Origin of the sequence: Pseudomonas sp. CH235, assembly GCF_004368175.1 — a bacterium.
GTDB lineage: Bacteria > Pseudomonadota > Gammaproteobacteria > Pseudomonadales > Pseudomonadaceae > Aquipseudomonas > Aquipseudomonas paraglycinae.
On the sequence record NZ_RRZJ01000003.1, the window covers coordinates 144,574 to 158,588 of the forward strand.

The 14,015-nt window shown below is 61.9% G+C and carries 10 protein-coding genes; 7 read left to right on the forward strand and 3 right to left on the reverse strand.

Features of this window, described 5'->3' with window-relative positions; all coding sequences use genetic code 11:
* Nucleotides 1–190 precede the first annotated feature (190 nt).
* A complete protein-coding gene (locus EIY71_RS04520; protein ID WP_134020677.1) occupies nt 191–1,816 on the forward strand; it encodes a PvdJ/PvdD/PvdP-like protein in 1,626 nt (541 codons plus the stop codon).
* A gap of 58 nt (nt 1,817–1,874) precedes the next feature.
* On the opposite strand, the gene EIY71_RS04525 is transcribed toward EIY71_RS04520, so the two are convergent.
* From EIY71_RS04525 to EIY71_RS04535, 3 genes are read right to left on the reverse strand one after another with little or no spacing between them, the layout of a single operon-like run.
* Nucleotides 1,875–3,269, reverse strand: a complete 1,395-nt coding sequence (locus tag EIY71_RS04525) for an efflux transporter outer membrane subunit (protein WP_134020680.1) — start codon at nt 3,267–3,269, stop codon at nt 1,875–1,877.
* A 7-nt stretch (nt 3,270–3,276) separates the two neighbouring features.
* Nucleotides 3,277–5,250: a MacB family efflux pump subunit gene (locus EIY71_RS04530; RefSeq protein ID WP_134020683.1), complete on the reverse strand. Its 1,974-nt coding sequence runs from the start codon at nt 5,248–5,250 to the stop codon at nt 3,277–3,279.
* Nucleotides 5,251–6,414 (reverse strand): efflux RND transporter periplasmic adaptor subunit, encoded by a 1,164-nt coding sequence (locus tag EIY71_RS04535; RefSeq protein ID WP_085747856.1) that lies wholly within the window; start codon nt 6,412–6,414, stop codon nt 5,251–5,253.
* Nucleotides 6,415–6,735: 321 nt separating this feature from the next.
* On the opposite strand from EIY71_RS04535, the gene EIY71_RS04540 reads away from it, so the two are divergent.
* The 6 genes from EIY71_RS04540 to EIY71_RS04565 all read left to right on the forward strand — a co-directional run bounded on the left by EIY71_RS04540 (nt 6,736) and on the right by EIY71_RS04565 (nt 14,007).
* Complete coding sequence (locus EIY71_RS04540) at nt 6,736–7,218, forward strand: sigma-70 family RNA polymerase sigma factor (protein WP_085747855.1); 483 nt, start codon at nt 6,736–6,738, stop codon at nt 7,216–7,218.
* A gap of 113 nt (nt 7,219–7,331) precedes the next feature.
* Nucleotides 7,332–8,669, forward strand: coding sequence for a lysine N(6)-hydroxylase/L-ornithine N(5)-oxygenase family protein (locus tag EIY71_RS04545; RefSeq protein WP_102717682.1), 1,338 nt, complete (start codon nt 7,332–7,334; stop codon nt 8,667–8,669).
* A gap of 589 nt (nt 8,670–9,258) precedes the next feature.
* Complete coding sequence (gene mgtA / locus EIY71_RS04550) at nt 9,259–11,958, forward strand: magnesium-translocating P-type ATPase (protein ID WP_134020686.1); 2,700 nt, start codon at nt 9,259–9,261, stop codon at nt 11,956–11,958.
* A 54-nt stretch (nt 11,959–12,012) separates the two neighbouring features.
* On the forward strand, nt 12,013–12,729 hold the full coding sequence (locus tag EIY71_RS04555) for an MgtC/SapB family protein (RefSeq protein WP_085607898.1): 717 nt from the start codon (nt 12,013–12,015) through the stop codon (nt 12,727–12,729).
* A gap of 109 nt (nt 12,730–12,838) precedes the next feature.
* Nucleotides 12,839–13,273, forward strand: a complete 435-nt coding sequence (locus EIY71_RS04560) for a chemotaxis protein CheY (protein ID WP_085747852.1) — start codon at nt 12,839–12,841, stop codon at nt 13,271–13,273.
* Nucleotides 13,274–13,380: 107 nt separating this feature from the next.
* Nucleotides 13,381–14,007: a response regulator transcription factor gene (locus EIY71_RS04565; RefSeq protein ID WP_085747851.1), complete on the forward strand. Its 627-nt coding sequence runs from the start codon at nt 13,381–13,383 to the stop codon at nt 14,005–14,007.
* The last annotated feature ends 8 nt before the right edge of the window (nt 14,008–14,015 follow it).

Genomic DNA, 14,015 nt, shown 5'->3' on the forward strand with positions numbered 1-14,015 from the left:
GTACAGGCGCAGGGGCCTTTGCTATCTGGGAGGAACGACTGGGGAGGCAAAGAATTTAGCGAGGCGGCAAAAGAACGCGTGGACGCGGTCGGGGCCTTTGTAGATCTTTTCGGGCAGGCGATAAATTTACCGCACCAGCAAACGTTCTAGCTTGGATAAAGCCTGCTTCATGGCTGACACAGGTAGGGCAATGACGATCTCTCGACGCTGGTTCATGGCGGGCATGGCACTCACGGGCGCTGCGCTGCCTGCCGCTTTTTATGCACATCGTGAGCTGACCCGCGAGGAGGAGCCGATCACGCCGGGCGAGGCCACGGTGGATCTGGCGGACACTGCCGGCCAGCAGTTGGCCGACAACCTGCGCGGTGTCTGGGACATCCGTTTCACAGGCGCCGATGCCGGACTCGACGGCCTGCCCCGTGAAGGCCTGGAGTTGTTTCTCGATATTGCCCAGCGCGGGCGCGGCTTGCGCGGCTGTCTCGACACCGGCGCGCGGTTGCGGGACGACGGTTTGCCCCGCTATGACGTCATTGGCGATCTGGTCTCGGGCAATGGCGCGCAGTTGTACTGGCGTCTGATGCGCACGGACCAGCCACAGGCGCCGGCGGTCTACGAGCTCGATGTCAAACTGGACGAAGTCTGGGCGGCCTTCGGCAATGCCGGCAGCGGCACTTTCACCGGGCAGGTGCTGCGCCTGGATCGGCCGTTGGGTCTGCCGGAGCTCGATAACCGTTTCATCGCCATCAAGCGTCGTTTCCCCGAGGCGCGTGAGCGAACCGGTCTGAACCCGACCTTGCTGGCGTGGCTGGTATCGCCTGAGCATCGCCTGTTTCACCAGCTCTGGCATGCCTCGCGGGACAAGTGGCACAAACTGTCCGAGAAAAAACGCGATGCGTTGCGCGGCATCGGCTGGCAACCCGGCCCGCGTTACAACGAGCGTGATGCGCGCGGTCCGCGCAAGGATCGCAACGGCTCGGGCATCGACTTCTTCTTCATGCACCGGCACATGCTGGGCACTGCCCGTTCGATGCAGGACTTGCCGTCCTGGTTGAAATTCCCCGCGCCGCAACCGGAGCTCGAGCGTGATCGTCTGGGGTTCGCCCGCTACTTCGACAACCACGACGGCGATGCCTTGCCGCCGACCTGGCTGACGGAAGGCGATGACGAATACACACAGTGGGTCAGCGACATCAAGACGGCCGAGACCTACCACAGCAACTTCCAGGTCTGGGAATCGCAGTACACCGATCCGCGCTATCTCTCGAAGCTGACGCTCGGCCAGTTCGGCTCGGAAGTCGAGCTGGGCCTGCACGACTGGCTGCACATGCGCTGGGCATCGGTGGCTCGTGATCCGTCCAACGATATTCCGGTGCCGATGGCCCGGGATCAGGCTGATTTCGCGGCGCGCTGGTATGCCCCGGAAAACGATTTTCTCGGCGATCCGTTTTCCTCCCATGTGAACCCGGTGTTCTGGCGTTTCCATGGCTGGATCGACGACCGCATCGAAGACTGGTATCGCGCTCACGAACGCTTTCATCCAGGTGAAGTGAGCCGCCTGCAAGTCAATGGCGTCCAATGGTTTGCACCGGGGCGCTGGGTCGAGGTCGATGATCCGTGGCTCGGCCCCGACACCCATGGTTGCAGCACCGTTCCCGGCCTTCAGGCAGGACGCTCGGTAGAGATGGATCCGGAAACCATGAAGCTGGCATTGCGCATCACGTTCGGCGATGAAGACAACATGGCCGACCTGTTCCGCAAAGTGCCGCAGCGGCCGTGGTACGCCAGGCATCTGAAGGTCAAGGGGCGACAACTCTGAAGGCAAAAAAAATCGCAGCGTCGGGCTGCGATTTTTTTTGCCTTGAACAAAGCGCTGTTCAGATGACTTGCCAACCCCCGCCCAGCGCCTTGTACAGCGCGATGCTGGCCTGCAGGCGTGACAGCCGCAGCTGCACGTTCATGTCCTGGGCGGCATACAGCGTGCGTTGAGTCTGCAACACCGTCAGCAGATCCTCGGCGCCGGCCTGATAGCGGCTCTGGGCGATATCGAACGCGGTCTGTGCCTGGCGCAGTTCCTCGCCTTGCCATTGACGCTGTTCATCGAGGCCGCGAATGCTCGTCAGGGCTTTTTCCACGTCCGCAAAGCCATTGATGATTGCGCCGCGATAGGTCTCCAGCAATTCTTCCTGGCGCGCCGTGGCCTTGTCGCGTTCGGCACGCAGGCGGCCATTGTTGAAGATCGGTGCCACCAGACCTGACGACAGGTTGTAGAAGGTCGTGCGCAGCAGATTCGATGCGAGGTCCGCGCCGGTGCCGAGGCTGGCGGTCAGCGTGACCTTGGGCAGCATGGCGGCGCGGGCGACGGTCACATCGGCCTGGGCGGCGGCCAGTCTGGCTTCGGCGCTGGCGATGTCCGGGCGCCGTTGCAGCAGATCGCTGGGCACACCGCTGGCGATGTCCGGCCATTTCAGTTGGGCGAAAGCCTGTCGGGGTATCGGCAACTCCTGCACCGGTTGGCCGAGCAGCGCGGCCAGGGTGATCAGTGCCTCGCGGGCCTGTTGTTGTACCAGCGGCAGTTTGCGCTGTTGTTCGGCGACCAGGCTTTTCTGCTGGGCCAGTTCCAGCGCGGTGGCGCTGCCGGCGTCGTAGCGGGTCTGCACCAGATGCAGAACGCTTTGCGCATTGGTCAGATTGAGTTCGGCGATCCGCGCCTGTTCGCGCAGCGCCAGGGCCTGGGTGTAGCTGTTGGCGACGGCACTTTGCAGGGTCAGTTCCACCGTCGAGCGATCGAACTCGCTGGCCTGCACGCCGAACACCGCGCTGTCCCGGGCGGCGCGTTTGCCGCCCCAGAAATCGATTTCGTAACTGGCGCTCAACTCGGCGTCGTAGTAATCCAGCGAGCGGTTGTCGGGGTTCACGTCGAGCTGGCTGTAGCCTTTGCCGTGCAGGAGTTTCTGGCGATTGGCATTCAGCCCGGCCTTGACCTCGGGCAGCAGCGGCGCACCGGCGATTGTCGCGCTGGCCTGCGCCTGCCTCACTCGGGCGACGGCGGCGGCCAGGTCATGGCTGCCCAGCCGGGCCTGTTCGATCAGATGATCGAGTTCCGTGCTGCCGAAATGCGTCCACCATTGTCGATCGCTTTGGCTGGCGCCGGGATGTTCGGGCGATTGCCAGGCGGGCGGTGGTTGCAGGCCGCTGTCGGGTCGTGGCGCGGGGCTGCCGCACGCCGCCAGCAAAACGCTGGCGGCGAGAAGTGTCAGGTGGGCTTTCATAGGTCGATCATTCACTGGTGAGGGCCTTGACCGGATCGAGCCGGGCGGCCTTGCGGGCAGGCATGAAGCCGAAGATGACACCGGTGGCCAGCGCGCAACCGAAGGCGCCGAACACCGCGATCCACTGGAACGCCATGGCGACGCCGCTGATTTGCAGCACACCGCCGACCAGCATCGCCAGGCTGATCCCGGCAACGCCGCCGACCACCGAGAGCATCACTGCCTCGGTCAGGAACTGGCGCAGGATGTCGCGCTGACGGGCGCCGGTGGCCATGCGGATGCCGATTTCCCGGGTGCGCTCGCGCACGGTCATGAGCATGATGTTCATCACGCCGATGCCGCCCACCAGCAGGGAAATGGCGGCGATCGCGCCGAGCATCAGCGACAGCGTGCCCTGGGTTCGCGCCTCGGCCTGAATCATGGCGGCGTTGTTGGTCAGCTCGAAATCCTTTTTGCCGTTGTGCCGGCTCAGCATCGATTGCTCGATGGCTTGCTCAGCCTCTTTGACCTTGCGGGCGTCCCGCGCGGCGATGACCACATACTCGGGATTGCGGCTGCCGAACAGGCGCATGCTGGCGGCGGAGTAGGGCACGGCGATCCGGTTGTCACTGTCCGAGTCGCCGGAGCTGGAGCCTTTTTCAGCGAGGACTCCGAGCACCTGGAACGGTACGTTTTCGATCAGGATGTATTGACCGACGGGATCGGCGACATCCTTGAGCAGTTTGTCGCGAACCTTGGTGCCGATCACCGCCACGGCAGCGGCGCTGTCCTCGTCGGCTTGCGTGAAGTAGCTGCCCTGGACCACCGGCCAATTGAAAATGGTCGGGAAATTGGTGTCATTGCCGCCCACGTAACTGGTGTGGTCGGCATTGCCGAAGCGCACGCCGGCGGTCGAGCCGTTGACCGGCATGATGCGCTCCACCTGGGGCAGGGCGGCCAGTTCGGCAACGTCATCGAGGGTGATGATGCCCGGTGGGGTGCGCGGGTTGGGGGCGGCGCCGCTGAGGTAAATGATGTTGGAGCCGAAGGCGCCCATTTGCGCCATTACCTGGCGCTTGCTGCCTTCGCCCACCGCCAGCATCACCACCACGGACGCGACGCCGATGACGATGCCCAGCAGGGTCAGCGCGGTGCGGAATCGGTTGACCCACATCACTCGCCACGCCGCTTGCACGGCGTCCACCAATTCGCCTTTCCAGGCGCCGGTCTGGGTGCTGCCGGTGTTCAGGCGCTCACGCAGATCCACAGCTTGCAACGCACCGGACCCGGAGGCGGGTGAGGGGGGCGATGACGGATCGGCGGTGTCGCTGATGATCAGGCCGTCACGGATTTCGATGATGCGCTTGGCACGTTGCGCGACTTCGCGGTCGTGGGTGATGAGAATCACCACATGGCCCTGATCCGCCAGTTCATCGAGCAGGGTCATGACTTCGGCGCCGCTGTGGCTGTCGAGCGCACCGGTGGGTTCGTCGGCGAGAATGATATGACCGCCATTCATCAGCGCACGGGCAATCGATACCCGCTGCTGCTGTCCGCCGGAGAGTTGGTGCGGGCGGTTGGCGGTGCGCCCGGCAAGGCCCAGGCGAGTCAGCAACGCATGGGCCCGGGCGTGGCGTTCGGCGGCCGGTGTGCCTGCGTAGATGGCCGGCATTTCGACGTTTTCCTGGGCCGAACCGGACGGAATCAGGTGATAGCCCTGAAACACGAAGCCGAACGCCTCGCGTCGCAGCCAGGCCAGAGCGTCGGTGTCCAGCCGCGCGACCTCTTCACCGGCAAACAGGTATTCGCCGCTGGTCGGTCGGTCGAGGCAGCCGAGGATGTTCATCAGTGTCGATTTGCCGGAACCGGACGCGCCGACGATCGCCACGAATTCGCCGGCATGAATCGACAGATCTATGCCGCGCAGCACTTCCACCCGCGGACTGTCGCCGCCGCCGTAGGCTTTGCGGATCTGCCGCAGGTCAATCAAGGGCGTTTGCATTCAGCCTCCGTTGCCAGTGGCCGGGCTGCTCAGGACATGATCGCCTTCGACAAGTCCTTCAAGGATCTGCGTGCGCAAGCGGTCGCGGATGCCGGTGCGCACTTCCCGGGACTGGACGTCGCCATTGGCGGCGACCACCTGCGCCAGTTGCCAGTCCGCGCGAGCGCTGTGTTGCAGGGCGGCGGTGGGCACGGTCAGGGTGTTCTGTGCCTGCTGCGAAACAAAGAACACCTGGGCGGTCATGTCGGTCATCAGGGTGTTGTCGGCGTTATCGACATCCAGCAATACCGTGTAAAGCACCACCCGTTCGCTGCCACTGCGACCGCTGGTGGGGCTGGCGCCCTGGCTCTGTTCGAGCGGGCGCGGCGGCACCGGCAGAATCTGCCGTACGGTACTGCTCCAGCGACGGCTGCCGCCGCTGAGGGTGGTGAAGTAAGCGGTCATGCCCGGTTTGACGTGACCGATGTCGGCTTCGGAGACCTCGGCCCACACGGTCATCGGGGAGAGCCGCGCGATCCGCAGAATCAGCGGGGTCTGCTGTTGCGCGTTGAGTGTCTGGCCTTCCCGGGCGCCTACCGCCACCACCGTGCCGGACATCGGCGCATAGATGCGTGTGTAACCGAGCTCGGCTTCGTCGCTGCGCAAACTGGCCTGCGCCTGGCGGATCTGCGCCTGGAACATGTCGATGCGGGCCTGCGTGGCGCGCACTTCGGCCCGGGCGGTCTGGACGTCTTCCTCGCGGGTGGCGCCGCCGGCGGCGAGTTTTTGCTGGCGCTGGTACTTTTGCTGCGCCAGCTCATGCTGGGCGCGTTGCTCCTGCAACTGCGCCTTGAGGTTCTCGATGGAGAACCGGCCTGCGTCGAGCTTGGCCTTTTGCGTGGACGGGTCGATTTCCACCAGCAACTGGCCTTCCTTGACCACATCGCCGGCCTCGACATGAATTTTCTGGATCTGCCCGGACGCCTGGGCACCGACATCCACATAGCGCCTCGGTTGCAGGGTGCCGAGTGCGGTCACGCTGTTTTCGATATCGCCGCGTGTCACTTGAACGGTGGCGAGGGTCTCGCGGCCCGGCGGCAACACCTGCCATGCAGCAACAGCGATGACAGGGATCAGGCAAAGGGCAACGAACAGGGCGCGTCGGGCGGGGCGGGGACGTTTCATGCAGGGTTCCGGCCAGTGGAATTCGGCCCGTCGTTCAGCAGGTGAACAGGTTCGGTGGGTCGCTGAACGCTGTCGCAAGGCACGACAGACACGGGGAGCTGTCCTGTAAACGATGAATGCGCAAGGGAATTTAAGTGCTCACACACGAAGTTACAGGTTGCCCGGCAGGACTATTTGTCTGGTGAAGAGAATCACTACTTTAAATCTATATGAGAATTACTATAAATTACGCCCCTCAAGTTGCCACTATCTTGCTACTGCCCACTGGGCGGTCAGGATCGGGCTCAAGGACAGAAACCGCACCCCACGCGGCCGGGAGTCATGTTGGAAAACTACTATCGCGAATTGGTGTGTTTCCTGAACGCCAAGCTCGGCAACCGCCAGGTCGCCGAAGATGTGGTGCATGACGCTTATGTGCGGGTGCTGGAGCGCTCCAGCGACACGCCGATCGAGCAACCCCGGGCTTTCCTCTACCGCACCGCGCTCAATCTGGTAATCGACGACCATCGGCGCAATGCCCTGCGTCAGGTTGAATCACTGGATGTGCTCGACAGCGAAGAACGCTATTTCACTCCGTCCCCTCACAGTACCTTCGACCACAGTCAGCGCCTGGAGATGCTTCAGCGTGCCCTGGCAGAACTTTCGCCGCTGTGCCGCGAAAGTTTTCTGCTGCGCAAGATCGAAGGTCTGTCGCACCCCGAGATTGCCGAACACCTAGGGATTTCCAAGGCTCTGGTGGAAAAGCACATCGTCAACGCCATGAAGCATTGCCGCCTGCGCATCAAACAATGGGACGCCCATTGAGCCGTCGTCGTTAAATTTTATTTCACTGTCCTCGTTCCTACTCAACAGACGATCTGCTGTCCTGCTCAAGGCCGGTCAGGTCACTCAGGCTTTTCGTCCAGAGGACACTGGAAATGACACAGGCAATTGCATCGCCCATCGTTCACGACCTGATCGGCGTCGGTTTCGGCCCTTCGAACCTGGCGCTGGCCATCGCTCTGCAGGAGCGCGGCCCGACCCAGGGGGAACTGGATGTTCTGTTTCTCGACAAACAACCCAACTACAGCTGGCACGGCAACACCCTGTCGACCCAGAGCGAGTTGCAGATTTCCTTCCTCAAGGATCTGGTGACCCTGCGCAATCCGACCAGCCCGTACTCGTTCGTCAACTACCTCAAGCACCACGGTCGCCTGGTTGACTTCATCAACCTCGGCACCTTCTACCCGTGCCGCATGGAGTACAACGACTACCTGCGCTGGGTCGCCGCGCAGTTCACCGAGCAGAGCCGCTACGGCGAAGAAGTGCTGACCATCGAGCCGGTGCTGCACAACCATCAGGTCGAAGCGCTGCGGGTGATTTCCCGTGATACCGAAGGCCAGCAATTCGTGCGCACCGCGCGTTCGGTGGTGGTCAGCGCCGGTGGTACGCCGCGCATTCCCGAGGCGTTCAAGGCACTGAAGGGCGACGGTCGGGTGTTCCATCACTCGCAATACCTGGCCGAGATGGCCAAGCAGCCGTGCAACAACAACCAGCCGATGAGCATCGCGATCATCGGTGGCGGCCAGAGCGCGGCGGAAGCCTTCATCGACTTGAACGATTCGTTCCCGTCGGTGCAGGTCGACATGATCCTGCGCGGCTCGGCCCTGAAACCGGCGGACGACAGCCCGTTCGTCAACGAAGTGTTCTCGCCGGAATTCACCGACCTGATCTTCCAGCAGAAGAGCAGCGAGCGTGAGCGTCTGGTCAACGAGTACCACAACACCAACTACTCGGTGGTCGACATCGACCTGATCGAGCGCATCTACGGCATCTTCTATCGCCAGAAGGTTTCCGGTGTTGCGCGCCATGCGTTCCGCACTCTGACCACGGTCGAGAAAGCCACCGCCACCGAGCGCGGTATCGAACTGACCGTGCACAACAACGCCACCGGCGAAGTCACCGTGCGTGCCTACGACGCGGTCGTTCTGGCCACCGGTTACGAGCGTCAGATGCATCGCAAACTGCTGGCGCCGCTGGAGGAATACCTGGGCGATTTCGAGGTCGACCGCAATTACCGGCTGATCACCGACGAGCGCTGCAAGGCCGGTCTGTACATGCAGGGCTTCTGCCAGGCCAGCCACGGTCTGAGCGATACGCTGCTGTCGATCCTGCCGATCCGCGCGGACGAGATTGCCGGCTCGCTGTATGAGCATGGCAAGAACCGCGGGCACAGCCGTTCGGTGATGGACTTGTTGCTGGCGACTGCCAGCTAAGTATCCTTTCAGCCTCCACACTGATCGTTCCCACGCTCTGCGTGGGAATGCCTCAAGGGACGCTCCGCGTTCCAATGGGGCGCAGAGCGTCCCCGGCTGCATTCCCACGCAGAGCGTGGGAACGATCTCGGCGATCTCGGGGGCAATCCTGAACCCTTCCTGAACACCCGCCACATTCCCCGACACACTTCCTTTTGCGGGTTTACTCTCCAGACATCGGGGCGTAAGCTTCGCGCGTTTTCATCAATAGCGGAGACCCACAGTGGGTACTTGTTCGAGTGACAGTTGTCGGCCGGTCCTTGTAACCGGCGGATTCTCGGCAAGATAACGCGCATTCCTTTGTGCCGTTGTCTCGCCGAACAGCGAGCAGCGGCATCCCGATCATGACCGGTCCCGGTCATGTCCCGACGTCCTTCTCATCGACACTGAAAAGCCTGTGAAGTCGACTTTATCGTCGTCATTTGCAGCCCTATCGACACGCCTGTCTTTTCTGACCGGCGCGCCACGCCTTGCCGTGCCGGTTTTCCGGTGCCCGAGACGAGGACGTACCTGCTCGACGGTTTCCCGGCTGACCATAGGGGCAACAGCCATGAAACTTACGCTCAAGGAATTTTTCGCAGGCTTCCTGCGGACCCGCCACATCGCCCGGCATTTCCGTCGCCTGGCCTTGCTGGAAACCCTCAACGACACCACGGTCAGCCGTGAAGTGCCGCCGACTCTCGCCAATACACTGGTGGACGCCGCCCATTGCGACAGCGGCGTGCTGCTGTCGAACCTCGGCACCCACACCGACGGTCTGACCGATTTCGAAGTCGATGTGCTGCGCGCGCAGCATGGCCTCAACGAAGTCGAACACGAGCAACCGCTGCCATGGTGGACCCATCTGTGGCACTGCTACAAAAACCCGTTCAACCTGCTGCTGACCCTGTTGGCGGTGATCTCGTGGCTGACCGAAGACCTCAAGGCCGCCATCGTGATTTTCTCGATGGTGGTGCTGTCGACGCTGCTGCGCTTCTGGCAGGAAAGCAAATCCAACCAGGCCGCCGACGCGCTCAAGGCGATGGTCAGCAACACCGCCACCGTGCTGCGCCGGGATGCGCCGCGTGCTGAACTGCCGATCAAGCAACTGGTGCCCGGCGATCTGATCGTGCTCTCGGCCGGCGACATGATTCCTGCCGATTGCCGGGTGCTCAGCGCCAAGGATCTGTTCGTCAGCCAGGCGGCGATGACCGGCGAATCGATGCCGGTGGAAAAATTCCCGCGTCAGGCCGATCGTGACACGCGCAATCCGCTGGAGCTCGACAACATTCTGTTTATGGGCACCAACGTGGTGTCCGGCACGGCGGTGGCGGTGATTCTCACCACCGGCAACAGCACCTATTTCGGTGCACTGGCACAGCGGGTCGGGGCGACGGATCGTGCGGTGACTTCGTTCCAGCAAGGGGTGAACAAAGTCAGCTGGCTGCTGATCCGCTTCATGTTCGTCATGGCGCCGCTGGTGTTGTTTATCAACGGTTTCACCAAGGGCGACTGGACCGAAGCGCTGCTGTTCGCGTTGTCGATTGCCGTGGGCCTGACCCCGGAAATGCTGCCGATGATCGTCACCTCGACGCTGGCCAAGGGCGCGGTGTTCCTGTCGCGCAAGAAAGTCATCGTCAAACGCCTGGATGCGATCCAGAACTTCGGCGCCATGGACGTGCTGTGCACCGACAAGACCGGCACCCTGACCCAGGACAAGATCTTTCTGGCGCGCAATGTCGACGTCTGGGGCGAAGACTCCGATGACGTGCTGGAAATGGCTTACCTCAACAGCTACTACCAGACCGGCCTGAAAAACCTGCTCGACGTGGCGGTGCTGGAACACGTGGAAATCCACCGTGAGCTGAAGGTCGGCACGGCGTTTCGCAAGGTCGACGAGATCCCGTTCGACTTCAACCGCCGGCGCATGTCGGTGGTCGTCGAGGGACGCGGTCAGCCGCATCAACTGATCTGCAAAGGCGCGGTGGAGGAGATTCTGTCGGTGTGCAGCCGGGTTCGTCACGGTGAAGTCGACGAAGCCTTGAGCGATGAATTGCTGGCGAAAATCCGTCAGGTCACTGCAGCATTCAACGCTGAAGGCTTGCGTGTGGTAGCGGTGGCAGCACGGTCGATGCCGGAGGGGCGTGACACTTACAGCCTGAGCGACGAGCAGGGGCTGACGCTGATCGGTTATGTGGCGTTCCTCGATCCACCGAAGGAAAGCACCGCACCAGCGCTGAAGGCCCTGGCCGAACACGGCGTGGCGGTAAAAGTGCTGACCGGCGACAACGAACTGGTGACCGCCAAGATCTGCCGCGAAGTGGGCCTGGCCCAGCAAGGCCTGCTGATGGGCAATGACATCGAGCGTATGAGTGACGCCGAACTGGCGGTGGCGGTGGAAACCACCAATGTGTTCGCCAAGCTGACGCCGTCGCACAAGGAACGCATCGTGCGCATCCTCAAGGGTAATGGTCACGTGGTCGGGTTCATGGGCGACGGCATCAACGACGCCCCGGCGCTGCGCACCGCAGACATCGGGATTTCCGTGGACAGCGCAGTGGACATCGCCAAGGAAGCGGCCGACATCATCCTGCTGGAGAAGAGCCTGATGGTGCTGGAGGAGGGCGTGCTGGAAGGGCGCCGGACCTTCGCCAACATGCTCAAGTACATCAAGATGACCGCCAGCTCGAACTTCGGCAACGTGTTCTCGGTGCTGGTGGCCAGCGCGTTCATTCCGTTCCTGCCTATGCTGCCGATGCACCTGCTGGTGCAGAACCTGCTGTATGACATTTCGCAGATTGCGATCCCGTTCGACAACGTCGACGACGAGATGCTGAAACAGCCACAACGCTGGCAGCCGGGCGATGTCGGGCGCTTCATGCTGTTCTTCGGTCCGATCAGTTCGATCTTCGACATCACAACGTTCGCCTTGATGTGGTACGTGTTCGATGCCAACACCCCGGATCACCAGACCCTGTTCCAGTCCGGCTGGTTCGTGGTGGGGCTGCTGACCCAGACGCTGATCGTGCACATGATCCGCACGCCGAAGATTCCGTTCCTGCAAAGCCGCGCGGCCATGCCGTTGCTGGTGATGACCGGAATCATCATGGCCGTGGGCATCTTCCTGCCGATGGGGCCGCTGGCGCACTACTTCAAATTGCAGGCGCTGCCGTCGATGTACTTCGTGTTCCTGCCGGTGATCCTGCTGGCGTACATGGCACTGACCCAGGCCGTCAAAGGCTTCTACATCCGCCGCTTCGGCTGGCAGTAACAGGCAAGATTCCCCCCTTGTGGGAGCAAGGGGGGCGGTTTCAAGGAGTTCGACATGCAAGCGATCAACAATCTCAACCTCACCTCATTGCTCGACACTTTGGTCAGCCTCAGCGCGGCGTTCATCCTCGGCGGCCTGATCGGCTTCGAGCGCCAGTACCGGCAACGCACGGCGGGCTTGCGCACCAATGTGCTGGTGGCGGTCGGCGCGGCGATTTTCGTCGACATGGCCAACCGTCTCGCCGGTGCCGAAGGCGCGGTCCGGGTGGTCGCGTATGTGGTCTCCGGCATCGGCTTTCTCGGTGCCGGGGTGATCATGCGCGAAGAGGGCAACGTGCGCGGCCTCAACACCGCCGCCACGCTCTGGACCTCGGCGGCCGTCGGCGCCTGCGCTGGTGCCGACCTGCTGGCCGAAGCGGTGCTGGGCACCTTGTTCGTGCTCGCCGCCAATACCTTGCTGCGGCCGATCGTCAACAACATCAACCGTCAGCCGCTCGATGTGGTCTCGGCGGAAGTCACCAACATCGTCTACGTCATCGCCCGGCGTTCGCAGCAAACGGCCGTGTTCGCCTTGCTTGAAGCCGAGCTCGAACGCAGCAACTACCCGGCCAGTGACGTCGATGTGCACGCCTTCGGGGCCGATGAAATCGAGATCGAAGCGACGCTGGCGACCACTTCGGTGGACGGCGATGAGCTGGATGCACTGGTGAAGCGGATTTCCACTTCAAGCCTGGTGGTGCAGGCTTTCTGGAGTCCGAGCACTACGGAATAAAGCGTTCAATGCGGATGAATGACGGTGTTTTTCGGAAAAGTCCTACAGAGTGCGCCTCGGCGCTTGGGTAGTCTTGCCGCCACTTGAAGCGACTACCCGGACCTCCACGTTGACCGACAAAACCCTGCGTATCCTGATCGCCGACTTGCAGCATTTTCAGCGGATGAAGATCGAACGAATGTTCAACGGCCTCGATTACTACCGTATTGCACCGGTGCAAAACCTTGCCGAACTGCTGACGCTGGTCGACTACGGCTGTCAGCCGTTCGATGTCCTGGTGATCAACGCCGAACTGGCGGTCGGGATCGCGGATCTTCGCGGTTTCCTGTTTGACCATCCGCAAATCCGGCGGGCGCTGGTCTATGGTGAGCCGGCGGATTCTTCAGGTGTTCCCCGGCAATTCGGGGCAAAGATCATCACCAGTCCTGCGCCGTTGCCATCCATCCGAGCCATCGAGCAGTTGATGACCTCAGTCGAGGCATCGCTTGGGCGCTCTTCGCGTGTTCGATCACAGATCGGTCTGGCGCACAACTGTCAGATCTGACAGGTGAAGCAACGTGCACAGCGTGTAACAGTTGTGGCGCAGCTACCAATAGTCCCGTTCATGCAAGATCGGTGGCGTCATGTCATGTATTCGCCCCGGGAGTGTTCATGGGTTCAGCATTGATCGTCGATGATCATCCCGTTGTGGTCAGTGCCGTTCGCCTGGTTCTGGAGTCGCTCGGCTACAAGCCGGTTTATGTCACCTCGGACAGTAGTGAGGTGGTGTCGTTGGTCCGTTTATACGAGCCGGATCTCATGGTGCTCGATCTGAACTTACCAGGCCCGGGTGGCCTGGAAACGCTGGAGCACCTAAAGAAAGTCGGACTGTCCTGTAAAGTCGTGGTTTTTTCCACTGCCAATCCCGATCAATTTCTGATGCGTTGCCGGCGAGCCGGTGCGATGGCCTTCGTCACCAAATCCGCCGAATTGCAGCAGCTGCAGAGTGCGATCAAGGCTGTCCGCGCGGGCTATAGCTATTTCCTGGACTTGCCGAACGTCACCGCAGGGCAGACTGAGTTGCACAGTGATGAAGGCAAGCTGATCGCGTCGCTGTCCGATCGCGAGTTGCAAATCCTGATAGAGCTGGCGCGAGGTATATCGAACAAGCAGATTGCCGAGGATATGAACCGAAGTCACAAAACCATCAGCACCTACAAGACCCGCTTGATGCTCAAGCTCGGGATCAAGTCGTCGGTGGTACTGCGAGAGTTTGCCATTCGCAACCATTTGCTCTGAGAGGATCC

Coding starts and splice junctions, on each gene's coding strand:
- EIY71_RS04525 (WP_134020680.1), bottom strand. CDS start 3,269: ATGAAAGCCCACCTGACACTTCTCGCCGCCAGCGTTTTGCTGGCGGCG.
- mgtA (WP_134020686.1), top strand. CDS start 9,259: ATGAAACTTACGCTCAAGGAATTTTTCGCAGGCTTCCTGCGGACCCGC.
- EIY71_RS04520 (WP_134020677.1), top strand. CDS start 191: ATGACGATCTCTCGACGCTGGTTCATGGCGGGCATGGCACTCACGGGC.
- EIY71_RS04565 (WP_085747851.1), top strand. CDS start 13,381: ATGGGTTCAGCATTGATCGTCGATGATCATCCCGTTGTGGTCAGTGCC.
- EIY71_RS04555 (WP_085607898.1), top strand. CDS start 12,013: ATGCAAGCGATCAACAATCTCAACCTCACCTCATTGCTCGACACTTTG.
- EIY71_RS04535 (WP_085747856.1), bottom strand. CDS start 6,414: ATGAAACGTCCCCGCCCCGCCCGACGCGCCCTGTTCGTTGCCCTTTGC.
- EIY71_RS04530 (WP_134020683.1), bottom strand. CDS start 5,250: ATGCAAACGCCCTTGATTGACCTGCGGCAGATCCGCAAAGCCTACGGC.
- EIY71_RS04545 (WP_102717682.1), top strand. CDS start 7,332: ATGACACAGGCAATTGCATCGCCCATCGTTCACGACCTGATCGGCGTC.
- EIY71_RS04540 (WP_085747855.1), top strand. CDS start 6,736: ATGTTGGAAAACTACTATCGCGAATTGGTGTGTTTCCTGAACGCCAAG.